The sequence below is a fragment of the Streptomyces sp. PKA51 genome (assembly GCF_057552455.1).
Genome location: NZ_BAAJPZ010000007.1, coordinates 162,053 through 187,521, shown reverse-complemented (window position 1 = coordinate 187,521; position 25,469 = coordinate 162,053). Strand labels below are relative to the sequence as shown.

Sequence of the window (25,469 nt, the reverse complement as noted above, 5' to 3'; positions counted from 1 at the left end):
CCCGGGAATCCCCACGTCAGCAGCAGCCGCCTCCGGCGGCACCCGGCAGGGTTCGCTTGTTGCGTGCCTCCCGGTTGCGGGCCGCCAGTTCGGAGTCCGCCGGGTAGCCGACCTCCTCCAGCGTCAGCCCGTGCGGCCGCACCACGTGCACGGCCGAGTCGCGCACGCCCGCGGCCAGCACCTTGCCCGGCCATTCGACCGGCCGGTGCCCGTCGCCGACGAACAGCAGGGCGCCCACCAGCGAGCGCACCATGTTGTGGCAGAAGGCGTCCGCCCGCACCGTGGCGGTGATGATGCCGGACGCGTCGCGCTCCCAGCTCAGCTGCTGCAGGGTGCGGATCGTCGTGGCGCCCTCGCGCCGCTTGCAGTAGGCCGCGAAGTCGTGCTCGCCGAGCAGCGCCCGGGAGGCGGCGTTCATGGCCTCGACGTCCAACGGCCAGTCGTGCCACAGGACGTGACCGCGCAGCAGGGGGTCGACGCCGCCCGGGTGGTCGACCACCCGGTAGGCGTACCGGCGCCAGATCGCCGAGAAGCGCGCGTTGAAGCCGGCCGGGGCGGGCGCCGCGCGCCATACCCGGACGTCGTGCGGGAGCCGTCCGGCCAGCCTGCGCAGCAGCTTGTCCTCGTGCTCGGCCCACAGCTCCGCCGGCAGGTCGACGTGCGCGACCTGGCCGCGGGCGTGGACGCCGGCGTCCGTACGGCCGGCGACCGTCAGCTCGAAGGTGTCCTTCGAGCGGGTCACGGTGCGCAGGGCGTCCTCGATCTCGCCCTGCACCGTGCGCTGGCCCTCGCGCTGCCTGGCCCAGCCGGAGAAGTCCTTGCCGTCGTACGACAGGTCCAGCCGCACCCGCACGTACCCGGGCTCCACCTCGTCACTCACCGAGTGTTTCCTCTCAGAATGCGGGACGGGCCCGCCCCCGGAAAGGGGCGGGCCCGTCACTGACACGTCAGACGCGTCAGGCGTCCTTCGACTCCTCGGCCGGAGCCTCGGCAGCGGCCTCGGACTCCTTGACCGCACGCTTGGTGGCGGCCTCGGCCTCGGCGACGGTCGCCTTCTTCGCGATCTCGCCCTCGACGAGCTCGATCACGGCCATCGGGGCGTTGTCGCCACGACGGTTGCCGATCTTGGTGATGCGGGTGTAGCCACCCGGACGCTCGGCGAAGCGCGGAGCGATCTCGGTGAAGAGGGTGTGGACGATGCCCTTGTCGGTGATCGTCTGCAGCACCTGGCGACGGTTGTGGATGTCGCCCTTCTTCGCCTTGGTGATCAGGCGCTCGGCGACCGGACGCAGGCGGCGGGCCTTGGCCTCGGTCGTCGTGATGCGGCCGTGCTCGAAGAGCGCCTTGGCGAGGTTCGCCAGCAGCAGCTTCTCGTGCGCGGCGCTGCCGCCGAAACGGGCACCCTTGGTGGGACGCGGCATGGTATTTCTCCTAGAAGTCTGCCCCGGCCGTATCAGGTACCGGAGTCAGTATCCGAGCAGGCGGTCGCCTGTCGGAGACCCCGCGCCCCAAGGGGCGCGGGGAACTGCGCGATCAGCCGAAGCGGACCCGCAGCAGAAGACCGTCAGTACTGCTCAGTCTCCACGAAACCCGCATCCGCGTCGTCGTCGGCGCCGAAGGCGTCGGCCGCGGCGGTCGGGTCGAATCCGGGCGGGCTGTCCTTGAGGGCCAGGCCCATGCCGGCCAGCTTCGCCTTGACCTCGTCGATCGACTTCGCACCGAAGTTGCGGATGTCGAGCAGGTCGGCCTCGGAGCGGGCGACGAGCTCACCCACGGAGTGGATGCCCTCGCGCTTGAGGCAGTTGTAGGAGCGAACGGTGAGCTCGAGCTCCTCGATCGGCAGCGCCAGGTCGGCGGCCAGGGCGGCGTCCGTCGGGGACGGACCCATGTCGATGCCCTCGGCGTCGATGTTCAGCTCACGGGCCAGGCCGAACAGCTCGACCAGGGTCTTGCCGGCGGACGCCATGGCGTCGCGCGGGCGCATGGCCTGCTTGGTCTCGACGTCGACGATCAGCTTGTCGAAGTCGGTGCGCTGCTCGACACGGGTCGCCTCGACCTTGTAGGTGACCTTGAGCACCGGCGAGTAGATGGAGTCGACCGGGATGCGGCCGATCTCCTGGCCCACCTGCTTGTTCTGGACGGCGGAGACGTAGCCGCGACCGCGCTCGACGGTCAGCTCCATCTCCAGCTTGCCCTTGGCGTTCAGGGTCGCCAGGACCAGGTCGGGGTTGTGCACCTCGACGCCGGCCGGCGGGGCGATGTCCGCGGCGGTGACCAGACCCGGGCCCTGCTTGCGCAGGTACATCACGACCGGCTCGTCGTGCTCGGAGGAGACGACCAGCTGCTTGATGTTCAGGATGAGGTCGGTGACGTCCTCCTTGACGCCCGGCACGGTGGTGAACTCGTGCAGGACACCGTCGATGCGGATGGACGTGACCGCCGCACCCGGGATCGAGGAGAGGAGCGTACGACGCAGGGAGTTGCCGAGGGTGTAGCCGAAGCCCGGCTCCAGCGGCTCGATGACGAACCGGGAACGGAACTCGTCCACGACCTCTTCGGTCAGGGAGGGGCGCTGAGCGATCAGCATGTGTGGATCAGATCCTTCAGTCGTGGGCGCCCGCTATTTGACGCCCGCTGCTACTGCAAGGGTACGGGCGGCACGCCCCGAAAGGGGTGTGCCGCCCGGAAGCACGAGTGTGCTGGCCTCAGACGCGGCGGCGCTTCGGCGGACGGCAGCCGTTGTGCGGCGTGGGGGTGACGTCCTGGATCGAGCCGACCTCGAGGCCGGTGGCCTGGAGGGAGCGGATCGCGGTCTCACGGCCGGAGCCGGGACCCTTGACGAAGACGTCGACCTTGCGCATGCCGTGCTCCTGCGCACGACGGGCAGCCGACTCGGCGGCCATCTGCGCGGCGAACGGGGTGGACTTCCGGGAGCCCTTGAAGCCGACGTGGCCGGCGGAGGCCCAGGAGATCACGTTGCCGGTCGGGTCCGTGATGGACACGATCGTGTTGTTGAACGTGCTCTTGATGTGCGCGTGGCCGTGAGCGACGTTCTTCTTTTCCTTGCGGCGCACCTTCTTGGCAGCGCCCTGACGTCCCTTGGGGGGCATGTCTTAACTCCTACTGGAGGGAGGTGGTCGGTCCTACAGCGAAGACCGCTGGTGAGCGAGTCCGCTGCGGACTACTTCTTGCCCGGCTTCTTCTTGCCGGCGATGGCGCGACGCGGGCCCTTGCGGGTACGAGCGTTCGTGCTGGTGCGCTGACCGTGGACGGGCAGGCCACGACGGTGACGCAGACCCTGGTAGCAGCCGATCTCGACCTTGCGGCGGATGTCGGCCTGAACCTCACGACGGAGGTCACCCTCGGTCTTGATGTTGGCGTCCACGTACTCGCGGATCGCGACGAGCTCCTCCTCGGAGAGGTCGCGAACGCGGGTGTTCGGGTTCACGCCGGTGGCAGCCAGCGTCTGCTTCGAGAGGGTCCGGCCGATGCCGAACACGTAGGTGAGGGCGACCTCCACGCGCTTTTCGCGCGGGATGTCAACACCGGAAACGCGTGCCATTCAATGGCTCCAGTTGATCGTTCGGAGGTCTTCCACAGAACCACTCCCGGGGGCCGTATGAGGTACCGACCGGGTCCCCGGCCTCCGACCGGGGGTGTCGCCCTCCGTTACAGAGAGGGACGAGTCCTGCGTATGTACGTTTTCGCTTGCGTCGCGCGAAGAATCTGCGGGTGCAGGTTCTGCGTCAGCCCTGGCGCTGCTTGTGGCGCAGGTTGTCGCAGATGACCATGACCCGGCCGTGGCGGCGGATCACCTTGCACTTGTCGCAGATCTTCTTGACGCTCGGCTTGACCTTCATGGGATGTGAGGTTCTCCGGGTCAGTGCCACTGTCCGTCACGCACGGTGACGCGACGGAGAGGGCAAGATCTACTTGTAGCGGTAGACGATCCGACCGCGCGTGAGGTCGTAGGGAGAGAGCTCCACGACGACCCGGTCATCCGGAAGGATGCGGATGTAGTGCATACGCATCTTGCCGCTGATGTGCGCGAGGACCTTGTGACCGTTCTGGAGCTCCACCTTGAACATGGCGTTCGGCAGAGACTCGATCACGGTGCCCTCAATCTCGATGGCACCTTGCTTCTTGGCCACGCTTCGCCTTTCGAATCGGCTACCTTGATCGACTCCGATGATCCGATTACCCATTTGGAGGACGGGCATGCGGATACACGAGAGCCGACGCATCAGTCTACGTCAGGGAAACGGGAAAGCCTAATCGAGAGATCAGGTTCGGGTGTCCCCAACCCCTCGGGCCCTAGGCCAGCGGGTCCGGGGCGGCCGTGATGCCCAGCTGGGCCAGCTTCGCCCGGCCGCCGTCCGGGGCCGTGAGGACCAGGGGGCCCTCCTCCGTCAGGGCGATGGAGTGCTCCCAGTGGGAGGACCAGGTCATGTCGTCCGTCAGGACGGTCCAGTCGTCCTCCAGGACGTGCGTCTTCGCCGTGCCGAGGCTGACCATCGGCTCGATCGCGATGCAGAAGCCGGGCACCAGCTTCGGGCCCTTGCCGCGCTTGCGGGAGACGTAGTTCAGCAGGTGGGGGTCCATGTGCATCTCGGAGCCGATGCCGTGGCCGCCGTAGTCCTCGATGATCCCGTACTTGCCGGTGGCGGGGCGGGGCTGGCGACGGATGTAGCCCTCGATCGCCTTGGAGATGTCGACGAGGCGGTTGCCGTTGCGCACGGCCGCGATGCCGGCCCACATCGACTCCTCGGTCACCCGGGAGAGCTCGTGCAGCTCGGGGGCGTGGCCGGTGCCGACGAAGGCCGTGAAGGCGGCGTCCGCGTGCCAGCCGTCGATGATGGCGCCGGCGTCGATGGAGATGATGTCGCCGTCCTTGAGGACGGTCTTGTCGTCCGGGATGCCATGGACGACGACCTCGTTCACGGAGGTGCAGATCGTGGCGGGGAAGCCGCCGTAGCCGAGGAAGTTCGACTTCGCGCCGTGGTCGGCGATCACCTTGCGGGCGACCTGGTCCAGATCCCTGGTCGTGGCACCCGGCACGGCCGCCTCCCGGGTGGCCGCGTGGATGGCGGCGACGACCAGCCCGGCCTCGCGCATCTTCGCGATCTGCTCGGGGGTCTTGATCTCGACCATGGGGAGTGCCTTCCTCGGTTCCTACGTCTGCGGGCGCCCGCGGGCGCGTAGAACAACACTACGGCCGCGATGCCCGGGTGGGCATCGCGGCCGTCGTTACAGCAGTGATCAGGCGGCTTCGCGCTTGAGCGCGGCCATCGCGCGGTCCGTGACCTCGGCGACCTTGCCGAGGGCCGAGATCGTCACCACGAGGTCCTGCGCCTTGTAGTAGTCGATGATCGGCTCGGTCTCGCTGTGGTAGACCTCCAGCCGCTTGCGGACGGTCTCCTCGCTGTCGTCCTCGCGCTGGTACAGCTCGCCGCCGCAGGTGTCGCAGACACCTTCCGCGGCCGGCGGGTTGTAGATCACGTGGAAGATGTGGGAGCTGTCCTTGCGGCACATCCGGCGGCCGGCGATGCGCTTGACGACCTCGTCCTCGGGGACCTCGAGGTCGAGGACGGCGTCCAGCTTCAGGCCCTCGGCCTGCAGCAGCTCGTCCAGCGCCTTGGCCTGGGCCAGGTTGCGCGGGAAGCCGTCGAGCAGGAAACCGCCCTCGGCGTCCGGCTGCTGCATCCGGTCCTTGGCCATGCCGATGGTGATCTCGTCCGGCACGAGCTGGCCGGCCCGCATGTACTCCTGGGCCTTCTTGCCCAGCGGCGTGCCCTGGCTGATGTTCGCCCGGAACAGGTCGCCCGTCGAAATGTGCGGGATCGCGAGGTTCTTGGCGAGGTACGCGGCCTGCGTACCCTTGCCGGCGCCGGGCGGCCCGACGAGGACGATTCGCATCAGCGGAGGAACCCTTCGTAGTTGCGCTGCTGAAGCTGGCTCTCGATCTGCTTCACAGTCTCCAGACCGACACCCACGATGATCAGGATGCTGGTTCCCCCGAACGGGAAGTTCTGGTTTGCGTTGAGTGTGACCAGTGCCACCGTGGGAACCAGGGCGATCAGACCCAGGTAGAGCGAGCCGGGCCACGTGATGCGGTTCAGCACGTAGCTCAGGTACTCGGCCGTGGGACGACCCGCCCGGATGCCCGGGATGAATCCACCATACTTCTTCATATTGTCGGCAACTTCTTCGGGGTTGAAGGAGATGGCGACATAGAAGAACGCGAAGAAGACGATCAGCAGGAAGTACGTGACCATGTAGATCGGGTGGTCACCCTTGACCAGGTTGGCCTGCACCCACTGCGCCCAGTCCGCCTTGGAGCCGGTGAACTGCACCAGCAGCGCCGGGATGTAGAGCAGCGACGAGGCGAAGATGACCGGGATCACACCCGCCTGGTTCACCTTCAGCGGGATGTAGGTCGAGGTGCCGCCGTAGGACCGGCGACCGATCATGCGCTTCGCGTACTGCACGGGGATGCGGCGCTGGGCCTGCTCGACGAAGACCACCAGCGCGACCATGGCGAGGCCGCACAGGATCACCAGGCCGAACTCCAGCCAGCCGCCGACCAGCTTGCCCTGCATCTTGATGGCCCACAGGGCGCCGGGGAAACCGGCGGCGATGGAGGTGAACATGAGGATCGACATGCCGTTGCCGATGCCGCGGTCGGTGATGAGCTCACCGAGCCACATGATCACCGAGGTACCGGCGGTCATGGTGACGACCATGACGACCGTGGTGAAGATCGACTGGTTGGGGACGATCTGGTTGCCGACCGTGCAGTTCCCGAAAAGCGCACCGCTGCGCGCGGTGGCCACGAGGCCGGTGCCCTGGAGCACGGCGAGGGCGACGGTCAGATAGCGCGTGTACTGCGTGATCTTGGCCTGGCCCGCCTGGCCCTCCTTCTTGAGGGCTTCCAGGCGCGGGATCACCACGGTGAGCAGCTGGAGGATGATGCTCGCCGTGATGTACGGCATGATCCCCAGCGCGAAGATCGTGATCTGCAGCAGCGCACCGCCGCTGAACATGTTCACGAGGCCGAAGAGGCCCTGCCCACTCTTGGCCTGGTCCATGCACGTCTGGACGTTGCGATAGTCCACCCCCGGCACGGGGATGTGCGCCCCCAGCCGGAAGAGCACCATGATGCCCAACGTGAACAGCAGCTTCTTGCGCAGGTCGGGCGTCTTGAACGCCCGGGCGAACGCGGTGAGCACGGTGCCTCCTGCGGCGCCCCCCACGTGGCTGCGCGAGGGGTGACGGTCTTGAGAATCGACGAATGCTGGCTAATACGTAACGGTCAAAGTCCGCGCGGGCATGGGCCGCGCGAAAGTTAACAGTGCACGCCACCTTACCGGCGACCGTGCCCCCCTTGGAACGACCAACCGGGGATGCCCCAGTTGGGACATCCCCGGTCGTCGGATCAACGAACTCAGATGAGCTCGGTGACGGTGCCGCCGGCGGCGGCAATCTTCTCCTTGGCGGAGCCGGAGACGGCGTCGACCGTCACCTGCAGCGCCACGGAGATCTCGCCCTGGCCCAGGACCTTGACGAGCTCGTTCTTGCGAACAGCACCCTTGGCGACCAGGTCGGCCACCGTGACCTCGCCACCCTGCGGGTAGAGCGCGGCCAGCTTCTCCAGGTTCACGACCTGGAACTGCTTGTGGGCGGGGTTCTTGAAGCCCTTCAGCTTCGGGAGGCGCATGTGGAGCGGCATCTGGCCACCCTCGAAGCGCTCCGGAACCTGGTAGCGGGCCTTCGTACCCTTGGTACCGCGACCAGCCGTCTTACCCTTCGACGCCTCACCACGACCGACACGGGTCTTGGCGGTCTTGGCGCCCGGGGCGGGACGGAGGTTGTGGACCTTCAGCGGGTTGGTCTCCGCCATGTCAGTCGACCTCCTCGACCGTGACGAGGTGGCGGACGGTGTGCACCATGCCGCGAATCTCGGGACGGTCCTCCTTGACAACCACGTCGTTGATCTTCTTCAGACCAAGCGAGCGCAGGGTGTCGCGGTGGTTCTGCTTGCTGCCGATGTAGGACTTGGTCTGCGTGACCTTGAGGCGAGCCATTACGCACCCACCCCTGCACGCGCCCGCAGCAGAGCGGCGGGAGCCACGTCCTCCAGCGGCAGACCACGACGGGCGGCGATCTCCTCGGGACGCTGCAGTCCCTTGAGGGCCTCCACCGTGGCGTGCACGATGTTGATCGGGTTCGAAGAACCGAGCGACTTCGACAGGATGTCGTGGATGCCGGCGCACTCGAGCACCGCACGCACCGGACCACCGGCGATAACACCGGTACCCGGGGTGGCGGGCTTGAGCAGAACGACACCGGCCGCCTTCTCGCCCTGGATCGGGTGCGGGATGGTACCGGCGATACGGGGGACCTTGAAGAAGTTCTTCTTGGCCTCTTCCACGCCCTTGGCGATGGCAGCCGGAACTTCCTTGGCCTTGCCGTAACCGACACCCACGGTGCCCTCGCCGTCGCCCACCACGACCAGCGCGGTGAAGCTGAAGCGACGGCCACCCTTGACAACCTTGGCGACGCGGTTGATCGCGACTACGCGCTCAACGTACGCGGTCTTCTCGGCGGCAGCGCCACCGTCACGGCCCTTCCGGTCCCGCCGCTCGCCGCCACCGGCGCCGCCACCGCGGCGCTGGGGTCCAGCCATTGGAATTACCTCTCTCTGTTACGTCCGCTAGCTCCGGAACCGGGGCTTTAGAACTTCAGCCCGGCTTCGCGGGCGGCGTCCGCCAGAGCGGCAATGCGCCCGGCGTACTGGTTGCCACCGCGGTCGAACACGACGGCCTCGACACCGGCGGCCTTGGCACGCTCGGCGACCAGGGCGCCAACCTTCTTGGCCTGGGCGCTCTTGTCGCCCTCGCCACCACGGATCGACGCGTCCAGGTGCGACGCCGACGCCAGGGTGTGACCCTTGATGTCGTCGATGACCTGGGCGGTGATGCCACGGTTGCTGCGCGTCACGACGAGGCGCGGACGCTCCGCCGTGCCGGAGATGTTCTTCCGGATGCGGATGTGGCGACGGGCCTTGGCGGCGCGCTTGTACGCGTCACCCTTGGCGATCTTCACACCGTATGCCATGGCTTACTTACCCGCCTTTCCGACCTTGCGGCGGATGACTTCGCCCTCGTACTTGACGCCCTTGGCCTTGTACGGGTCGGGCTTCCGCAGCTTGCGGATGTTCGCGGCGACCTCGCCGACCTTCTGCTTGTCGATGCCCTCGACCGAGAACTTGGTCGGGCTCTCCACCTTGAAGGAGATGCCCTCGGGGGCCTCGATCAGGATCGGGTGGCTGTAGCCGAGGGAGAACTCCAGGTTGGAGCCCTTCGCGGCCACGCGGTAACCGACACCGCTGATCTCGAGCTTCTTCACGTAGCCCTGGGTCACGCCGGTGATCATGTTCGCCACCAGCGTGCGGGAAAGGCCGTGCAGGGCCTTGTTCTGACGCTCGTCGTTCGGGCGGGAGACGACGATGGTGCCGTCCTCAGCCTTGGCGACCTCGATGGGGGCGGCCACGGTGTGGCTCAGGGCGCCCTTGGGGCCCTTCACCTGGACCGTACGGCCATCGATGGTGACGTCCACGCCGGCGGGAACCTGGACGGGCTGCTTGCCAATACGCGACATAGCCTTACCTTCCTGTTCCCGTTACCAGACGTAGGCGAGGACTTCCCCACCCACGCCCTTCTTCTGCGCCTGCTGGCCGGTCAGGAGACCGTGGGACGTGGAGATGATCGCCACGCCCAGGCCGCCGAGGACCTTCGGCAGGTTGGTGGACTTTGCGTAGACCCGCAGGCCCGGCTTCGAGATCCGCTTGATGCCCGCGATGGAGCGCTCACGGTTCGGACCGAACTTCAGGTCGATGACGAGGGACTTGCCGACCTCGGCGTCCTCGACCTTCCAGCCGGCGATGTAGCCCTCCTGCTGCAGGATCTCGGCGATGTGCGCCTTGATCTTGCTGTGGGGCATGGCCACGGTGTCGTGGTAAGCCGAGTTCGCGTTCCGCAGACGGGTCAGCATGTCTGCGATCGGATCGGTCATGGTCATGTTTGGCCTTCGGCCTCTCTCGCCGGGGTTTCCTATCTGCGCCATCCCTCTCCCCGAACTGGGTCGGGACGGGTGCGGCGCGGGGACCTACGGCGTAGTAAGACGATTGCGGGCGGCGGGGAGCCCAACCCCTCAACTCTATGTGAGAGGCGAGGCGGGACTCCCGCCGTCCAGCTTGCTTACCGAGAGCCTGGGCAGCCCAACTGGGCTGTTACCAGGAGCTCTTGGTCACGCCCGGCAGCTCGCCACGGTGAGCCATCTCACGAAGGCACACGCGGCACAGGCCGAACTTGCGGTACACGGAGTGCGGCCGACCGCAGCGGTTGCAGCGGGTGTACGCGCGGACACCGAACTTCGGCTTGCGCGCGGCCTTAGCGATCAGAGCCTTCTTCGCCACGGTCAGTTCTCCTTGAACGGGAAGCCGAGGTGACGAAGCAGGGCGCGGCCCTCGTCGTCGTTGGTCGCCGTGGTGACCACGGTGATGTCCATGCCCCGGACCCGGTCGATCTTGTCCTGGTCGATCTCGTGGAACATGACCTGCTCCGTGAGACCGAAGGTGTAGTTGCCACGACCGTCGAACTGCTTCGGGGACAGACCACGGAAGTCGCGGATGCGCGGGAGCGCGAGCGACAGGGTGCGGTCCAGGAACTCCCACATGCGGTCGCCACGCAGGGTGACGTGGGCACCGATCGGCTGGCCCTCACGCAGCTTGAACTGCGCGATGGACTTGCGGGCCTTGGTGACGGCCGGCTTCTGGCCGGTGATCGTGGTGAGGTCGCGGATGGCGCCCTCGATCAGCTTGGAGTCGCGGGCGGCGTCGCCCACACCCATGTTGACCACGATCTTGGTGAGGCCGGGAACCTGCATGACGTTCTCGTAGGAGAACTCCTCACGCAGCTTGCCCGTGATCTCCTCGCGGTACTTCGTCTTGAGACGCGGAGTGGTAGCCATCAGATGTCCTCACCCGTCCGCTTGGCAACGCGGATCTTGTTGCCGTTCTCGTCGAAGCGGTAACCGACGCGGGTCACGACCTTCTTGCCGTCCTTCTCCACGATGAGCTGAACGTTGCTCACGTGGATGGGGGCCTCGGTGGTGACGATGCCGCCGGTCTTGGCACCGCGAGCGGTCTGGCCGGCCTTGGTGTGCTTCTTGACCCGGTTGACACCCTCGACGAGGACGCGGTCGTCGGCGGGGAAGGCCTGGATGACCTTGCCCTGCTTGCCCTTGTCCTTACCGGTGATGACCTGGACCAGGTCGCCCTTCTTGATCTTCATGCTTACAGCACCTCCGGCGCGAGCGAGACGATCTTCATGAACTTCTTCTCGCGCAGTTCCCGGCCCACGGGGCCGAAGATGCGGGTGCCGCGGGGGTCACCGTCGTTCTTGAGGATGACGGCCGCGTTCTCGTCGAAACGGATGTACGAGCCGTCCGGACGGCGGCGCTCCTTGACGGTGCGAACGACGACCGCCTTGACGACGTCGCCCTTCTTCACGTTGCCACCGGGGATCGCGTCCTTGACGGTGGCGACGATGACGTCACCGATGCCCGCGTAGCGGCGACCCGAGCCACCGAGAACACGGATGCAAAGGATCTCCTTGGCACCAGTGTTGTCGGCGACGCGCAGTCGCGACTCCTGCTGGATCACGTCTATCTCCTGATTGTCTGCCGGTTCCCGGCAGGGGCTCCGTGAAGAGCCCCTGCCGAGCCTGGCGGAACTGTCCTAAGGGCGAACGCCCCTAGGAATTACTTGGCCTTCTCGAGGATCTCGACGACGCGCCAGCGCTTCGTCGCGGACAGCGGCCGGGTCTCCATGAGGAGGACGCGGTCGCCGACACCCGCGGCGTTCTGCTCGTCGTGCGCCTTGAGCTTGTTGGTACGGCGGATGACCTTGCCGTACAGCGCGTGCTTGACACGGTCCTCGACAGCGACGACGACGGTCTTGTCCATCTTGTCGCTGACGACGAGACCCTCACGGGTCTTGCGGAAACCGCGCTCGTTCGTCTCAGTCACATTCTTCTCGCTCATCAGGCGCTCTCCACCGTCTCGATGCCGAGCTCGCGCTCCCGCATCAGGGTGTAGATCCGGGCGATGTCCTTGCGGACGGCCTTCAGCCGGCCGTGGTTCTCAAGCTGTCCGGTCGCCGCCTGGAAGCGGAGGTTGAACAGCTCTTCCTTGGCCTCGCGCAGCTTGGCAACGAGGTCCTCGTTGTTCAGCTCACGCAGCTCGGTCGCCTTGGTACCGGCAGCCATCACGACTCACCTGCCTCGCGCCGAACAATGCGGCACTTCATCGGAAGCTTGTGGGCGGCTCGGGTGAGCGCCTCACGCGCAACCTTCTCGTTCGGGAAGGACAGCTCGAACATCACCCGACCGGGCTTGACGTTCGCGATCCACCACTCGGGGGAACCCTTACCGGAACCCATGCGGGTCTCGGCCGGCTTCTTCGTCAGCGGACGGTCCGGGTAGATGTTGATCCACACCTTGCCGCCACGCTTGATGTGACGGGTCATGGCGATACGAGCGGACTCGATCTGCCGGTTCGTCACGTAGGCCGGGGTCAGGGCCTGGATGCCGTACTCACCGAAGGCGAGCTCGGTGCCACCCTTGGCCATGCCGTTCCGCTTGGGGTGGTGCTGCTTGCGGTGCTTGACCCTGCGAGGGATCAGCATGTCGGTCAGGCCTCCGTTCCGGTGGTCTCAGCCGGAGCAGCGGTGGCCTCGGCCTTGGGGGCCTCGGCGCTCTGCTGCGGCTTGCGGCCGCGGCCGCCACGCTCGCCGCCACGGCCACCGCGGGCCGGGCGCTCGCCGGCGCCACGGGACGGGCGGTTGCCCGCACGGGCGGCGGCGTTCTCGGCGCGGACCTCGGCGATGTTCTTGACGTCGCCCTTGTAGATCCAGACCTTCACGCCGATGCGGCCGAAGGTGGTCTTGGCCTCGAAGAAGCCGTAGTCGACGTTCGCGCGGAGCGTGTGCAGGGGCACGCGGCCCTCGCGGTAGAACTCCGAGCGGGACATCTCGGCGCCGCCGAGACGGCCACCGCACTGGATCTTGATGCCCTTGGCGCCGGCCTTCATCGTCGACTGCATGCTCTTGCGCATGGCGCGACGGAAGGAGACGCGGGAGGACAGCTGCTCGGCGACGGCCTGGGCCACCAGCTGAGCGTCGACCTCGGGGTTCTTGACCTCGAGGATGTTCAGCTGGACCTGCTTGCCGGTCAGCTTCTCCAGCTCGCCACGGATGCGGTCGGCCTCGGCGCCACGGCGACCGATGACGATGCCCGGGCGGGCGGTGTGGATGTCAACGCGGACGCGGTCGCGGGTGCGCTCGATCTCAACCTTCGAGATACCGGCGCGCTCCATGCCCTTCGTCATCATGCGACGAATGGCAACGTCTTCCTTGACGTAGTCCTTGTACAGCTTGTCGGCGTACCAGCGGGACTTGAAGTCCGTGGTCACACCGAGCCGGAACCCGTGCGGGTTAACCTTCTGGCCCATTACCGGGTTCCTTCCTTGCTGCTGACGACCACGGTGATGTGGCTGGTCCGCTTGCGGATCCGGTAGGCACGGCCCTGGGCACGCGGACGGAACCGCTTCAGGGTCGGGCCCTCGTCGACGTACGCCTCGCTGATGTACAGCGAGGAGGCGTCAGTGTGGTCGTAGTTGTGCGCGGCGTTGGCGATGGCGCTGTCCAGCACCTTGCCGACCGGCACGCTCGCGGCCTGCGGGGCGAAACGCAGGACCGCCTGAGCCTCCGTGGCGTCCATGCCACGGATGAGGTCCACCACGCGGCGGGCCTTCATGGGCGTGACGCGGATGTACCGCGCCTGGGCCCTGGCTTCCATGGTTGTCCCTTCGGTGTCAGTCATAGTCGTTCACACCCCGCGATTAGCGGCGCTTCGACTTCCGGTCGTCCTTGACGTGGCCGCGGAAGGTGCGGGTCGGCGAGAACTCGCCGAGCTTGTGGCCGACCATCGACTCGGTGACGAACACCGGGACGTGGGTCTTGCCGTTGTGCACCGCCAGCGTGTGGCCGAGCATGGCCGGCACGATCATGGAGCGGCGGGACCAGGTCTTGATGACGTTCTTGGTGCCGGCTTCGTTCTGGGCGTCCACCTTCTTCATGAGGTGGTCGTCGACGAAGGGCCCCTTCTTGAGACTACGCGGCATCTAAACCCGCTCCTAGCGCTTCTTGTTCGTCTTGCGGCGGCGGACGATGTACTTGTTGCTCGCCTTCTTGGGAGAACGAGTACGACCCTCCTTCTGACCCCACGGGGAGACCGGGTGGCGACCACCGGAGGTCTTGCCCTCACCACCACCGTGCGGGTGGTCAACCGGGTTCATCGCAACACCGCGGACGGTCGGGCGAACGCCCTTCCAGCGCATGCGGCCGGCCTTGCCCCAGTTGATGTTCGACTGCTCGGCGTTGCCGACCTCGCCGACAGTGGCGCGGCAGCGGACGTCGACCAGGCGGATCTCACCGGACGGCATACGAAGGTGGGCCATGGTGCCCTCCTTCGCCAGCAGCTGCACGGAGGAACCGGCGGAGCGGGCGATCTTCGCACCGCCACCGGGACGCAGCTCGATGGCGTGGATGGTCGTACCGACCGGGATGTTGCGCAGCGGCAGGTTGTTGCCCGGCTTGATGTCGGCCCCGGGGCCGTTCTCGATCCGGTCACCCTGGCCGAGGCCGCGGGGGGCGATGATGTAGCGCTTCTCGCCGTCCACGTAGTGGAGCAGCGCGATGCGCGCGGTGCGGTTCGGGTCGTACTCGATGTGAGCGACCTTGGCCGGCACGCCGTCCTTGTCGTGACGACGGAAGTCGATCACACGGTAGGCGCGCTTGTGGCCACCGCCCTGGTGACGGACGGTCACACGACCGGCGTTGTTACGGCCACCCTTGCTGTGCAGCGGGCGGACCAGCGACTTCTCCGGCGTGGACCGCGTGATCTCGACGAAGTCGGCGACGCTGGAGCCACGACGGCCCGGAGTCGTCGGCTTGTACTTGCGGATACCCATTTCTCAGTCCTCGTCCGATATTCGGACGACTCGGCACTCCGTTAGGAGACCGGGCCGCCGAAGATGTCGATACGGTCGCCCTCGGCGAGGGTCACGATGGCGCGCTTGGTGTTGGCGCGCTTGCCGAAACCGGTCTTGGTGCGCTTGCGCTTACCCTGACGGTTGATCGTGTTGACCCCGGTGACCTTGACCGAGAAGACCGCCTCGACGGCCTGCTTGATCTGGGTCTTGTTGGCGCGCGGGTCGACGACGAACGTGTACTTGTTCTCGTCCAGCAGCGCGTAGCTCTTCTCGGAGACAACCGGCTTGACCAGCAGGTCGCGCGGGTCCGAGAACGTCTTGCTGGTGACGACGGCCTCAGTCATCAGGCCTCGCTCCCTTCGGTCTCAACGGCGGCCTTGGGGCCAGACACGAAGGACTCGAAAGCGGCCTGGGTGAAGACCACGTCGTCGGAGACGAGCACGTCGTACGTGTTCAGCTGGCCCGGCTCCAGGATGTGGACCTGGGGCAGGTTGCGGGCGGACAGCCACGCGGCCTCGTCGGACCGGTCGGCGACCAGGAGCAGGTTCTTGCGCTCCGAGATCTTGCCGAACAGGGTCTTGGCGGCCTTGGTGGAAACCGCACCCTCGACCACGCCGGAGACGACGTGGATGCGGGAGTGACGGGCCCGGTCGGTGAGGGCGCCACGCAGGGCGGCGGCCTTCATCTTCTTGGGGGTCCGCTGCGAGTAGTCACGCGGCACGGGACCGTGCACGACGCCACCACCGGCGAACTGCGGCGCGCGGGTCGAACCCTGACGGGCGCGACCGGTGCCCTTCTGGCGGTACGGCTTCTTGCCACCGCCGCGGACCTCGCCACGAGTCTTCGTCTTGTGCGTGCCCTGACGGGCAGCGGCCAGCTGCGCGACGACGACCTGGTGGATCAGCGGAACGCTGACCTTCGCGTCGAAGATCTCCGCGGGGAGCTCGACGGTCCCGGCCTTGTCGCCTGCCGGCGAAAGGATGTCAATGGTGCTCATCGGTTACCTCAGGCCCCCTTGGCCGCGGTACGGACCAGGACGAGGCCGCCGTTCGGACCAGGAACCGCGCCCTTGATCAGGAGCAGGCCCTTCTCCGCGTCAACGGCGTGGACGGTCAGGTTCTGGGTGGTGACCCGCTCGTTGCCCATGCGGCCCGCCATGCGGAGGCCCTTGAACACACGGCCCGGGGTGGCACAGCCACCGATGGAACCGGGGGAGCGGTGCTTGCGCTGGGTGCCGTGCCCGGCGCCGAGGCCACGGAAGTTGTGGCGCTTCATGACACCGGCGAAGCCCTTGCCCTTGCTCTTGCCGGTCACGTCGACCTTGATGCCCGCCTCGAAGACGGTGGCGTCGAGCTCCTGGCCGAGGGTGTACTCGGAGGCATCCGCGGTGCGGATCTCCACCAGGTGGCGGCGCGGGGTCACGTCGGCCTTGGCGAAGTGGCCCTTGAGGGGCTTGTTCACCTTGCGCGGGTCGATCTCGCCGAAGGCGATCTGGACCGACTCGTAGCCGTCGGTGTCGTTGGTGCGGACCTGGGTAACGACGCAGGGCCCGGCCTTGACGACGGTCACCGGGACGACACGGTTGTTCTCGTCCCAGACCTGAGTCATGCCGAGCTTCTCGCCCAGGATGCCCTTGATCTGCTTAGCCATCTCGCGCGTCACCTCAGAGCTTGATCTCGATGTCGACGCCGGCCGGCAGGTCGAGACGCATCAGCGAGTCAACCGTCTTCGGCGTGGGGTCGAGAATGTCGATGAGGCGCTTGTGCGTGCGCATCTCGAAGTGCTCGCGCGAGTCCTTGTACTTGTGCGGCGACTTGATGACGCAGTACACGTTCTTCTCAGTGGGCAGCGGCACCGGGCCCGCGACCGACGCACCAGTGCGGGTCACCGTCTCGACGATCTTCTTCGCCGAGGAGTCGATGACCTCGTGGTCGTAGGCCTTGAGCCGGATGCGGATCTTCTGTCCCGCCATGGCTACTTCGTAGTCCTGTCTCTCGTAACGCTCCGGAACTCGGTGAGCTGCGCCTTCGCCAGCGGCGAGGCACTGCCGTTCCCCACTCCACCTCCGACCCACGCGGTCGGGCGTGTCGCGCCCCTTCCAGCAGATCTCCCCAGGAGGAGATTCCCTGATGAAGGGGTTTGTGGGGGAAAGACACCCACCGAGTGCCTGGCTGGGGCCCCGCTGACACTTCCCGGAAGATTCCCGTACTTCCATCCCTGAGAAGGGATGACGAGTACTGCGGGACTCGCTTCCAGTCCTCCCGGCGGGAGGCGCGCAGCATCGGCACTCAACCGAGCAACCTGAACAGTGTGCCATACGGGCGCGAAGGGGCGCCAATCGAAGCAGAAGAAGGTACCCCGAGCGGCGCACTTGTCAAACCACCCCGCCGACACACGGGACACTATGACGGTGGACGGTCCGCTACCGTGCCATCACTCTCCGGCAGGCTTTGACCGGGCTCGAGCAACCCGAGGGAGCCCCCGGTCGTCCCCTATCACATCTGGGGCAGTCGGGGACTGCGCGCCGGCCGACGGGACGGAGTCACTCTGTTGAACATCTCACACCGCGGGGGACCAGCGCGCCGGTCCGTGCTCACCGGCATCGCCCTCGCCACGGCGGCGACCGTCGCGGGCTGCAGCGGTGGCGCCGACCGGCTGACATCCTCCCCCGACCGGATCCCCGCTGTCGAGCCCGGTGCCGCACATGCGTTCACCACCTCCGGCGACCCCCTGCTCCTGCAAGTCCTGGCGCACCCCGACGACGACCTGTTCTTCATGAACCCCGACGCCCAGCACCTGGTTGCCGCCGGCGTCCCGGTCGTCTCCGTCTACGTCACCGCCGGCGAGTCCGTCGGCCAGAACTGGATCGCCGGCATGCCCCGGCGCCGGCCCGACAAGGCCGCCTACTCCTCCGCCCGCCACCAGGGGCTGCGCCAGGCCTACGCCGAGATGATCGGCCGGGACAGGTTCACCCCCTGGAGGAAGTCCGTCATGGACCTTCCGGGTGGTGTGCGCGCCGAGGTCGACGAGCTCGACAACGGCACCCGCAAGGCCCGGCTGGTCTTCCTCAACATCGCCATGTTCTCCGCCGGCGGCACCCGGCTGCCGCAGCTGTGGGACGAGCCGTACGCGGTCATGGAGACCCTCGTCGCCGCCGGCTCCCCCTGCACCTCGGTCAGCACCTACCGGCACCCCACCCTGGTCGACGTCCTGGCCGCCGTCATGGCCCGTTACCGCCCCACCGTCGTGCACACCATGGACCCCGACCCCGACTACCAGGTCCACGACGCCACCCACCCCAAGGACAACGACTACGGGGCGTGCTCGGACCACCGCGACCACACGCCGACCGCGCTGTTCACCTGGAAGGCCATGGCCCAGTGGGTCGCCGACGAGACCCGCAGGAACGGGCACCCGCCGCGCTTCGCCGCGGTCTCCTTCCGGGGCTACTACAACCAGCGCTGGCCCTTCAACCTCCCCCCGGAGGTCGTCGACGCCAAGCACCGCCTCATCGCCGCCTACGGCGGCGACCCCCTGTGGAACTGCGGCAACACCGGCGGCTGCGGCGACTACGGGCAGGGCGGCGAGCGCCCGATGCAGAACCGCAAGGGCTGGATCCGCTCCACCCACTACCGCTACCCGGCCCCCGCCGTCCACGCCGCCCCCGACCGCAGCGGGCGCCTGGAGGCGTACGGCGTGCTCGGGCTGCAGGCCGTGCGCTGGGTCGAGAGCGCGCCCGGCAGCGGGCGCTGGGGCGCCCCGCAGAACCTCGGGGGCGGCCCCCTGTCCCCCGCCCTGGCCTGCGTCCGGGACGCCCGCGGCCACCGGCTGCTGTTCGCCCTGCGCTTCTCCTCCCTGGAGGGCCGCGGCCGCTCCAATACCCGCGAGATCGTCGTGCTCGAAGAGGGCAGGGAGTGGCACAGCCTCGGCAACCCCGAGCACCGCAGCGAACGCGGCCGCCGCGTCGGCGTCCCCGTCGCCGTCGCCACCCCCGACGGGCGGGTCCACCTCTTCGTCCGCAACGCCGGCAAGGGCCTGTCCACGCGCGTCCGCGAGGCCGACGGCACCTGGGGCGGCTGGCGGAGCCTGCACGGGCAGGACATACAGGAAGGGCTCACCGCCGCCCTCGACAAGGACCGGCGCGTCCACGTCTTCGCCCTCGGCCGGGACACCGTCCACCACTGGAGCCAGGACGCGCCCGGCGAACCCGTACGGCTCATGCCGCTCGACGGGCTGCCGGGCCCCGGCGGCAACCAGATGGGCGCCGCCACCGGGCCCGACGGGGCCCTGACCCTGGTCTACCGCACCCCCACGGCGGCGGAACCGGTGGCGTACCGCCTGAGCCCCGACGGCGGCACCGAGGAACTGCGCGGCGGCGGCCTGCGCGCCCTCGCCGGCTACGGCCCCCTGGCAGCGGCCACGGTGCCGCGGCGGGGCGGCAAGCAGTCCCTGATGCTCCTCGGCCGCACCCTGACGGGCGGCGTGCGCCTGGCGGACGCGTCCGCCGAGGCGACGGCCCCGGTGACGGCGGTGGCGGCCGCCGGCCTCACCCTGGACGCGGACCACCGCCCCTGTGCGGTGGGCCTCGCCCCGGACGCCACCCCGTGGGTCTGGCGCCCGGCACCGGGCGCGGGCCTGTGAGGGGTGCGGCCCGGTGAGCGCCGGGGGGAGGGTCCGGGGCACCGCGCGCCGCCGGCGCACCCCGCACCGCCCTGGCGCGAAGCACCACCCCCACGGGTGACCCCGCGTTCAAATGAGCCCGGGAAGGGCAAGGGCACACCGTGCGCATTCACTTCACCAGCGTCGACCTCGGCCGCATCCGTCTGGCCGCCGAGCCCGACCCCCTGTGGGAGACGCTGCTGGCCGCTCACATGCTGCAGACCACCCAGGGCCCGCTGGTGTTCGATGCCTGGCGGGCCAGGGTGCGGCCGCGTCTGACGGACCCGATGCGCCGGGTGCTCGCGCTCGCCCCGCCCCGTGGCTACTCCCCCGATTTCCTGACGCCGCCGGAGACGGCCGAGGGGGGTCTGGCGGGCGGCATCGACGCGATGCTCTCGCTGCCGCGGCAGCGGCTGTGCGCCGAGCTGGAGCTGCTCTCCGCGGACCGCCGGGAGCTGCGTTTCGTGCGCGGCCTGGCGGAGGGCGGGGCTGCGTCCCTGCGGGCGCTGGGCGAGGGGCTGACGGCGTTGCACGACGCCGCGATCGGCCCGTACCTGGGCAAGGTGCAGGAGCACATCGAGGCCGACCGGGCGGCGAGGTCGCAGACGATCCTGCTGCACGGGATGGAGCATCTGCTGGCGACGCTGCATCCGGCGATCCGCTGGAGCCCACCGGTGCTCGAGGTGGCCGTTCCGGGGACGGCGGAGGACCTCTACCTGGAGGGGCGCGGGCTGCGGCTCGTGCCCTCCTTCTTTTGCTGGCGCGCCCCCACCGTGCTGCGTGATCCGGAGCTTCCGCCGGTGCTGGTCTACCCGATCGTGCACGATCCCGCCTGGCTGCCGCCGGCGCCGGGGCGGGCGGTGCCCGAGCAGCGCCGGGAGCCGCCGCTGGCGGCGCTGCTGGGGCGTACGCGTGCCGAGGTGCTGGAGGCGACGGCGCGCGGCTGCACCACCAGTGAGCTGGCACGGCGGGTGCGGATCGCGATGGCCACGGCCAGTCACCATGCCTCGGTGCTGCGGGAGGCGGGGCTCATCACGACGCACCGGGCCAACGGGCGGGCGTACCACACGCTGAGCGTGCTGGGCCGGGAGCTGCTGAACGGCCGCCCGCTGCTCGGGCAGTGACGGGAAACGATCATTTCCGTACCGTTGTCGACGGAACGTCGACAGAACAGCACGGCAGTACCGCCCCGTAGCCACCGCGAGTCTGGGAACCGATGCAGCAGCCGAACACGCCCCGCCCCGGCCGACGCCTCCTGGCCGTCAGCGACCTGCACACCGGCATGAGCGCGAACGTGCCCATCGCCGAATCACTGCGCCCGACGACGGCGGACGACTGGCTGATCGTCGCGGGCGACGTGGCCGAACGCTTCGAGGACGTCGAGCGGACCCTGGCGCTGCTGGCCGGCCGCTTCGCCCGGGTGCTGTGGGCACCCGGCAACCACGAGCTGTGGACGCCCGCCGGCGACCCCGTCCAGCTGCGCGGGCAGGCCCGCTACGAGCGCCTGGTGGAGCTCTGCCGCGGCCTGGGCGTCGACACGCCCGAGGACCCCTGGCCGGTGTGGGAGGGCGAGGGCGGCCCGGTCGCGGTCGCTCCGCTGTTCACCCTGTACGACTACACCTTCCGCACGCCCGGCGCGCGTACGAAGAAGGAGTCGCTGGAGCAGGCCCACGAGGCCGGCATCGTGTGCACCGACGAGTACCTGCTGCACCCGGAGCCGTACGAGGGCATCGACGACTGGTGCCGGGCCCGGGTCGCCGCGACCGAGAAGCGGCTGGCCGCGCACGACGCGTCCATACCCCTGGTGCTGGCCGGTCACTGGCCACTGGTGCGCCGGCCGACGGACATCCTGCACTTCCCGGAGTTCGCCCAGTGGTGCGGCACGGTCCTCACGCAGGACTGGCACACGCGCTTCAACGTGGCGGCGGTGGTCTACGGGCACCTGCACATCCCGCGCACGACGTTCTACGACGGGGTGCGGTTCGAGGAGGTGTCGATCGGCTACCCGCGCGAGTGGCGGCGCCGCGGCCACCCGCGCGGCCTGCTGCGCCAGGTGCTGCCGTACGAACCGCAGCCGTAGCCGCGCCCCCGGGCATGCGAAAGGGCCCGCACATCGAACGATGTGCGGGCCCTTTGCGACCGTCAGGTCAGACCTTCAGGCAAGCCGGAGCTTACTTGTTGATCTTGGTGACCTGGCCGGCGCCGACGGTGCGGCCGCCCTCACGGATGGTGAAGCGCAGGCCCTCCTCCATGGCGACGGGCTGGATCAGGGACACGGTCATCTCGGCGTTGTCGCCGGGCATGACCATCTCCGTGCCCTCCTTGAGGGTCACAACACCGGTCACGTCAGTCGTACGGAAGTAGAACTGCGGACGGTAGTTGTTGAAGAACGGGGTGTGGCGGCCGCCCTCGTCCTTGGAGAGGATGTACGCCGTGGCCTCGAACTCGGTGTGCGGGGTGACCGAACCCGGCTTGATGATGCACTGGCCGCGCTCGACGTCCTCGCGCTTGATGCCGCGGAGCAGCAGACCGACGTTCTCACCGGCCTGGCCCTCGTCGAGCAGCTTGCGGAACATCTCGATACCGGTGACGGTGGTCGAGGTCTTCTCGTTCTTGATGCCGATGATGTCGACGGTCTCGTTGACCTTCAGGACACCACGCTCGATACGACCGGTGACGACGGTGCCACGACCGGTGATCGTGAAGACGTCCTCGATCGGCATCAGGAACGGCTTGTCGACGGCGCGCTCCGGCTGCGGGATGAACTCGTCGACAGCCTTCATCAGGCCGAGGAGCTTCTCGCCCCACTCCTTGTCGCCCTCCAGCGCCTTCAGCGCGGAGACGCGGACGACCGGAGCGTTGTCGCCGTCGAACTCGTACTCGGAGAGGAGCTCACGGACCTCGAGCTCGACGAGCTCCAGGATCTCCTCGTCGTCCACCATGTCGGCCTTGTTCAGGGCGACAACGATGTACGGAACGCCGGACTGGCGGGCCAGGAGCACGTGCTCCTTGGTCTGCGGCATCGGACCGTCGGTCGCGGCGACCACGAGGATCGCGCCGTCCATCTGGGCGGCACCGGTGATCATGTTCTTGATGTAGTCCGCGTGACCGGGGCAGTCGACGTGGGCGTAGTGACGCGACTCGGTCTGGTACTCGACGTGCGCGATGGAGATGGTGATACCGCGCTGACGCTCCTCCGGCGCCTTGTCGATCTCGTCGAACGGCGTGAAGGGGTTCAGGTCCGGGTACGCGTCGTGCAGCACCTTGGTGATCGCCGCGGTAAGGGTCGTCTTACCGTGGTCGACGTGACCGATGGTGCCGATGTTGACGTGCGGCTTAGTCCGCTCGAACTTCGCCTTCGCCACTGGGGTCCTCCTGTGGAGTGGTTCTGGTACGCCTTACTTCGATCGGCGCCAGGGATCTTTGCTGGGGTGCCGTCCGCCGGGGCGTTCCCGCGCAGAACCCGGAGGTTTTGCGCGGGAATGCCCCGACAGCCGGTGTCAAGCCTAAAGCGTGTGCTCAGCCCGCTGAACGCGGGATTCGCTTACTCGCCCTTGGCCTTCGCGATGATCTCCTCGGCGACGTTCCGCGGAACCTCGGCGTAGGAGTCGAACTGCATCGAGTAGCTTGCGCGACCCGAGGTCTTGCTGCGGAGGTCGCCGACGTAGCCGAACATCTCCGACAGCGGCACCAGGCCCTTGACGACCTTGGCGCCGGCCCGGTCCTCCATGGCCTGGATCTGGCCACGGCGGGAGTTGATGTCGCCGATCACGTCACCCATGTAGTCCTCGGGCGTGGTGACCTCGACGGCCATCATCGGCTCGAGCAGGGCGGGCGACGCCTTGCGGGCCGCCTCCTTGAACGCCATCGAACCGGCGATCTTGAACGCGAGCTCCGAGGAGTCGACGTCGTGGTAGGCACCGTCGAGCAGCGTCACCTTGACGCCGGTCAGCGGGTAGCCGGCCAGAACACCGAACTCCATGGCCTCCTGGCAACCCGCGTCCACGGACGGGATGTACTCCCGCGGGATGCGGCCACCGGTGACCTTGTTCTCGAACTCGTAGCCGTCGCCCTCGAGGGGCTCGACCGCGATCTGCACCTTGGCGAACTGGCCGGAACCACCAGTCTGCTTCTTGTGCGTGTAGTCGATGCGCTCGACCGCCTTGCGGATGGTCTCGCGGTACGCGACCTGCGGCTTGCCGACGTTGGCCTCGACCTTGAACTCGCGCTTCATGCGGTCGACCAGCACCTCGAGGTGCAGCTCGCCCATGCCCGCGATGATGGTCTGGCCCGTCTCCTCGTCCGTGTGGACCTGGAAGGACGGGTCCTCCTCGGCCAGGCGCTGGATCGCGACGCCGAGCTTCTCCTGGTCGCCCTTCGACTTGGGCTCGATGGCGACCTGGATGACCGGGGCCGGGAAGTCCATGGACTCGAGGATGACCGGGTTGCCGGCGTCGCAGAGCGTCTCACCGGTGGTGGTCTGCTTCAGGCCCATGACGGCGACGATGTCGCCGGCGCCCACCGACTCGATCTCCTCACGCTTGTTGGCGTGCATGCGGTAGATCTTGCCGATGCGCTCCTTCTTGCCCTTGACGGAGTTCTGGACCTGAGATCCAGACTCCAGGCGGCCGGAGTACACGCGGACGAAGGTGAGCTTACCGAGGTGCGGGTCGCTCATGATCTTGAACGCCAGCGCCGCGAGGGGCTCCTCGTCGGACGGCTTGCGCTTGATGACCTCGTCCGGGTTGTTGACCGCGTGGCCCTCGATCGCCTCGATGTCGAGCGGCGAGGGGAGGTAGCGCACGACCGCGTCGAGCAGGGGCTGGACGCCCTTGTTCTTGAACGCGGTACCGCAGAACACCGGGGTCACCGTGGTGCCCTCGGTGGTGCGGCCGGACTCGATCGTGATGCGACGGATCGCGGCCATGAGCTGCTCCTCGGAGGGCTCCTGGCCCTCGAGGAAGAGCTCCATGATCTCTTCGTCGTTCTCGGCGACGGCCTCGACCAGCTTGTTGTGCCACTCCTCGGCGGCCTCAACGTGCGTGTCGGGGATGTCGACGACGTCGTACATCTCGCCCTTGGCGGCCTCGGCGGACCACACCAGAGCCTTCATGCGGACGAGGTCGATGACGCCCTTGAAGTCGGCCTCGGCACCGATCGGGAGCTGCATGACCAGCGGCTGAGCACCCAGGCGGTCGACGATCATGTCGACGCAGCGGTGGAACTCGGCACCGGTACGGTCCAGCTTGTTCACGAAGCAGATGCGCGGCACGCCGTAACGGTCGGCCTGACGCCACACCGTCTCGGACTGCGGCTCGACACCGGCGACACCGTCGAACACGGTCACGGCACCGTCGAGCACGCGCAGGGAGCGCTCCACCTCGACGGTGAAGTCGACGTGACCCGGGGTGTCGATGATGTTGATCGTGTGATCGACGTTCTCGAGCGGCCAGTGGCAGGTCGTCGCGGCAGACGTGATCGTGATGCCGCGCTCCTGCTCCTGCTCCATCCAGTCCATCGTGGCAGCGCCGTCGTGGACCTCACCGATCTTGTACGAAACACCGGTGTAGAAGAGGATGCGCTCGGTGGTGGTCGTCTTGCCCGCGTCGATGTGGGCCATGATCCCGATGTTGCGGACCTTGGCCAGGTCAAGCGAAGTGGTGGCCATATGGCTCAGTCTTCTCTCGGTTCTCGAT

The 25,469-nt window shown here is 67.9% G+C and carries 36 protein-coding genes; 3 read left to right on the top strand and 33 right to left on the bottom strand.

What is annotated here, in order from left to right:
* Window positions 1–16 precede the first annotated feature (16 nt).
* From truA to rpsJ, 31 genes are all read right to left on the bottom strand, one after another.
* Complete coding sequence (gene truA, locus AC27L3_RS14025; protein ID WP_487234335.1) at window positions 17–880, bottom strand: tRNA pseudouridine(38-40) synthase TruA; 864 nt, start codon at window positions 878–880, stop codon at window positions 17–19.
* A 76-nt stretch (window positions 881–956) separates the two neighbouring features.
* Entirely contained in the window at window positions 957–1,421 is a 465-nt protein-coding gene (gene rplQ / locus AC27L3_RS14020; RefSeq protein ID WP_365965711.1) for a 50S ribosomal protein L17, read from the bottom strand.
* A gap of 143 nt (window positions 1,422–1,564) precedes the next feature.
* Window positions 1,565–2,587: a DNA-directed RNA polymerase subunit alpha gene (locus AC27L3_RS14015; protein ID WP_004946635.1), complete on the bottom strand. Its 1,023-nt coding sequence runs from the start codon at window positions 2,585–2,587 to the stop codon at window positions 1,565–1,567.
* Between the two features lie 118 nt (window positions 2,588–2,705).
* On the bottom strand, window positions 2,706–3,110 hold the full coding sequence (rpsK, locus tag AC27L3_RS14010) for a 30S ribosomal protein S11 (protein WP_003948617.1): 405 nt from the start codon (window positions 3,108–3,110) through the stop codon (window positions 2,706–2,708).
* A gap of 71 nt (window positions 3,111–3,181) precedes the next feature.
* On the bottom strand, window positions 3,182–3,562 hold the full coding sequence (gene rpsM, locus AC27L3_RS14005; protein ID WP_344435179.1) for a 30S ribosomal protein S13: 381 nt from the start codon (window positions 3,560–3,562) through the stop codon (window positions 3,182–3,184).
* Window positions 3,563–3,746: 184 nt separating this feature from the next.
* Entirely contained in the window at window positions 3,747–3,860 is a 114-nt protein-coding gene (gene rpmJ, locus AC27L3_RS14000) for a 50S ribosomal protein L36 (protein ID WP_003956441.1), read from the bottom strand.
* A 69-nt stretch (window positions 3,861–3,929) separates the two neighbouring features.
* Window positions 3,930–4,151, bottom strand: a complete 222-nt coding sequence (infA, locus tag AC27L3_RS13995; RefSeq protein ID WP_003956442.1) for a translation initiation factor IF-1 — start codon at window positions 4,149–4,151, stop codon at window positions 3,930–3,932.
* 163 nt (window positions 4,152–4,314) lie between these two features.
* On the bottom strand, window positions 4,315–5,151 hold the full coding sequence (gene map, locus AC27L3_RS13990; protein WP_487234334.1) for a type I methionyl aminopeptidase: 837 nt from the start codon (window positions 5,149–5,151) through the stop codon (window positions 4,315–4,317).
* A gap of 108 nt (window positions 5,152–5,259) precedes the next feature.
* Window positions 5,260–5,916 carry an adenylate kinase gene (locus AC27L3_RS13985; protein ID WP_487234333.1) on the bottom strand — a complete coding sequence of 219 codons (657 nt, stop codon included), beginning with the start codon at window positions 5,914–5,916 and terminating at the stop codon, window positions 5,260–5,262.
* Window positions 5,916–7,229: a preprotein translocase subunit SecY gene (gene secY, locus AC27L3_RS13980; RefSeq protein WP_487234332.1), complete on the bottom strand. Its 1,314-nt coding sequence runs from the start codon at window positions 7,227–7,229 to the stop codon at window positions 5,916–5,918. The genes AC27L3_RS13985 and secY overlap by 1 nt, the downstream gene beginning before the upstream one ends.
* 215 nt (window positions 7,230–7,444) lie before the next feature.
* The gene (gene rplO / locus AC27L3_RS13975) at window positions 7,445–7,900 is read right to left on the bottom strand and encodes a 50S ribosomal protein L15 (RefSeq protein ID WP_066930849.1); all 456 of its coding nucleotides are present in this window, start codon (window positions 7,898–7,900) and stop codon (window positions 7,445–7,447) included.
* 1 nt (window position 7,901) lies between these two features.
* Entirely contained in the window at window positions 7,902–8,084 is a 183-nt protein-coding gene (rpmD, locus tag AC27L3_RS13970) for a 50S ribosomal protein L30 (protein ID WP_004946653.1), read from the bottom strand.
* Window positions 8,084–8,686 (bottom strand): 30S ribosomal protein S5, encoded by a 603-nt coding sequence (gene rpsE / locus AC27L3_RS13965; RefSeq protein ID WP_487234331.1) that lies wholly within the window; start codon window positions 8,684–8,686, stop codon window positions 8,084–8,086. Before rpsE ends, rpmD begins: the two co-directional genes overlap by 1 nt.
* A 47-nt stretch (window positions 8,687–8,733) precedes the next feature.
* On the bottom strand, window positions 8,734–9,117 hold the full coding sequence (gene rplR, locus AC27L3_RS13960; protein WP_344435184.1) for a 50S ribosomal protein L18: 384 nt from the start codon (window positions 9,115–9,117) through the stop codon (window positions 8,734–8,736).
* 3 nt (window positions 9,118–9,120) lie between these two features.
* Window positions 9,121–9,660 (bottom strand): 50S ribosomal protein L6, encoded by a 540-nt coding sequence (rplF, locus tag AC27L3_RS13955; protein ID WP_344435185.1) that lies wholly within the window; start codon window positions 9,658–9,660, stop codon window positions 9,121–9,123.
* Between the two features lie 21 nt (window positions 9,661–9,681).
* Window positions 9,682–10,080, bottom strand: a complete 399-nt coding sequence (gene rpsH / locus AC27L3_RS13950; RefSeq protein WP_049718674.1) for a 30S ribosomal protein S8 — start codon at window positions 10,078–10,080, stop codon at window positions 9,682–9,684.
* Between the two features lie 211 nt (window positions 10,081–10,291).
* Window positions 10,292–10,477, bottom strand: coding sequence for a type Z 30S ribosomal protein S14 (locus tag AC27L3_RS13945; protein ID WP_344435187.1), 186 nt, complete (start codon window positions 10,475–10,477; stop codon window positions 10,292–10,294).
* A gap of 2 nt (window positions 10,478–10,479) precedes the next feature.
* Window positions 10,480–11,034: a 50S ribosomal protein L5 gene (rplE, locus tag AC27L3_RS13940; protein ID WP_487234402.1), complete on the bottom strand. Its 555-nt coding sequence runs from the start codon at window positions 11,032–11,034 to the stop codon at window positions 10,480–10,482.
* Window positions 11,031–11,354, bottom strand: a complete 324-nt coding sequence (rplX, locus tag AC27L3_RS13935; RefSeq protein WP_344435189.1) for a 50S ribosomal protein L24 — start codon at window positions 11,352–11,354, stop codon at window positions 11,031–11,033. Before rplX ends, rplE begins: the two co-directional genes overlap by 4 nt.
* Window positions 11,355–11,356: 2 nt before the next feature.
* Window positions 11,357–11,725 carry a 50S ribosomal protein L14 gene (rplN, locus tag AC27L3_RS13930; RefSeq protein WP_004946682.1) on the bottom strand — a complete coding sequence of 123 codons (369 nt, stop codon included), beginning with the start codon at window positions 11,723–11,725 and terminating at the stop codon, window positions 11,357–11,359.
* Window positions 11,726–11,823: 98 nt separating this feature from the next.
* Window positions 11,824–12,105, bottom strand: coding sequence for a 30S ribosomal protein S17 (gene rpsQ / locus AC27L3_RS13925; protein WP_019888756.1), 282 nt, complete (start codon window positions 12,103–12,105; stop codon window positions 11,824–11,826).
* Entirely contained in the window at window positions 12,105–12,329 is a 225-nt protein-coding gene (rpmC, locus tag AC27L3_RS13920; RefSeq protein ID WP_004950453.1) for a 50S ribosomal protein L29, read from the bottom strand. The genes rpsQ and rpmC overlap by 1 nt, the downstream gene beginning before the upstream one ends.
* Complete coding sequence (gene rplP / locus AC27L3_RS13915) at window positions 12,329–12,748, bottom strand: 50S ribosomal protein L16 (RefSeq protein WP_106677952.1); 420 nt, start codon at window positions 12,746–12,748, stop codon at window positions 12,329–12,331. Before rplP ends, rpmC begins: the two co-directional genes overlap by 1 nt.
* Window positions 12,749–12,753: 5 nt before the next feature.
* Window positions 12,754–13,572, bottom strand: coding sequence for a 30S ribosomal protein S3 (gene rpsC / locus AC27L3_RS13910; RefSeq protein ID WP_487234330.1), 819 nt, complete (start codon window positions 13,570–13,572; stop codon window positions 12,754–12,756).
* The gene (gene rplV / locus AC27L3_RS13905; protein ID WP_030685471.1) at window positions 13,572–13,919 is read right to left on the bottom strand and encodes a 50S ribosomal protein L22; all 348 of its coding nucleotides are present in this window, start codon (window positions 13,917–13,919) and stop codon (window positions 13,572–13,574) included. The genes rpsC and rplV overlap by 1 nt, the downstream gene beginning before the upstream one ends.
* A gap of 43 nt (window positions 13,920–13,962) precedes the next feature.
* Window positions 13,963–14,244, bottom strand: a complete 282-nt coding sequence (rpsS, locus tag AC27L3_RS13900; RefSeq protein ID WP_487234329.1) for a 30S ribosomal protein S19 — start codon at window positions 14,242–14,244, stop codon at window positions 13,963–13,965.
* A gap of 12 nt (window positions 14,245–14,256) precedes the next feature.
* Window positions 14,257–15,093 carry a 50S ribosomal protein L2 gene (rplB, locus tag AC27L3_RS13895; RefSeq protein ID WP_004950440.1) on the bottom strand — a complete coding sequence of 279 codons (837 nt, stop codon included), beginning with the start codon at window positions 15,091–15,093 and terminating at the stop codon, window positions 14,257–14,259.
* 41 nt (window positions 15,094–15,134) lie between these two features.
* Window positions 15,135–15,458, bottom strand: a complete 324-nt coding sequence (gene rplW / locus AC27L3_RS13890) for a 50S ribosomal protein L23 (RefSeq protein ID WP_365965718.1) — start codon at window positions 15,456–15,458, stop codon at window positions 15,135–15,137.
* On the bottom strand, window positions 15,458–16,111 hold the full coding sequence (rplD, locus tag AC27L3_RS13885) for a 50S ribosomal protein L4 (RefSeq protein WP_365965719.1): 654 nt from the start codon (window positions 16,109–16,111) through the stop codon (window positions 15,458–15,460). Before rplD ends, rplW begins: the two co-directional genes overlap by 1 nt.
* Window positions 16,112–16,119: 8 nt before the next feature.
* Window positions 16,120–16,764, bottom strand: a complete 645-nt coding sequence (gene rplC, locus AC27L3_RS13880) for a 50S ribosomal protein L3 (protein ID WP_344435197.1) — start codon at window positions 16,762–16,764, stop codon at window positions 16,120–16,122.
* A 13-nt stretch (window positions 16,765–16,777) separates the two neighbouring features.
* Window positions 16,778–17,086 carry a 30S ribosomal protein S10 gene (rpsJ, locus tag AC27L3_RS13875; protein WP_003948644.1) on the bottom strand — a complete coding sequence of 103 codons (309 nt, stop codon included), beginning with the start codon at window positions 17,084–17,086 and terminating at the stop codon, window positions 16,778–16,780.
* Between the two features lie 578 nt (window positions 17,087–17,664).
* Here rpsJ and AC27L3_RS13870 point away from each other — a divergent pair.
* The 3 genes from AC27L3_RS13870 to AC27L3_RS13860 all read left to right on the top strand — a co-directional run bounded on the left by AC27L3_RS13870 (window position 17,665) and on the right by AC27L3_RS13860 (window position 21,853).
* A complete protein-coding gene (locus AC27L3_RS13870) occupies window positions 17,665–19,755 on the top strand; it encodes a PIG-L family deacetylase (protein ID WP_487234328.1) in 2,091 nt (696 codons plus the stop codon).
* Between the two features lie 140 nt (window positions 19,756–19,895).
* Window positions 19,896–20,897, top strand: coding sequence for an ArsR/SmtB family transcription factor (locus AC27L3_RS13865; RefSeq protein ID WP_487234327.1), 1,002 nt, complete (start codon window positions 19,896–19,898; stop codon window positions 20,895–20,897).
* 92 nt (window positions 20,898–20,989) lie between these two features.
* The gene (locus AC27L3_RS13860; RefSeq protein ID WP_487234326.1) at window positions 20,990–21,853 is read left to right on the top strand and encodes a metallophosphoesterase family protein; all 864 of its coding nucleotides are present in this window, start codon (window positions 20,990–20,992) and stop codon (window positions 21,851–21,853) included.
* A 91-nt stretch (window positions 21,854–21,944) separates the two neighbouring features.
* Here the strand turns inward: AC27L3_RS13860 and tuf are convergent, their stop codons facing one another.
* Both tuf and fusA read right to left on the bottom strand, forming a co-directional pair.
* Window positions 21,945–23,138 (bottom strand): elongation factor Tu, encoded by a 1,194-nt coding sequence (gene tuf / locus AC27L3_RS13855; RefSeq protein ID WP_344435201.1) that lies wholly within the window; start codon window positions 23,136–23,138, stop codon window positions 21,945–21,947.
* A 179-nt stretch (window positions 23,139–23,317) separates the two neighbouring features.
* A complete protein-coding gene (gene fusA, locus AC27L3_RS13850) occupies window positions 23,318–25,441 on the bottom strand; it encodes an elongation factor G (protein ID WP_487234325.1) in 2,124 nt (707 codons plus the stop codon).
* Window positions 25,442–25,469: the final 28 nt, after the last annotated feature.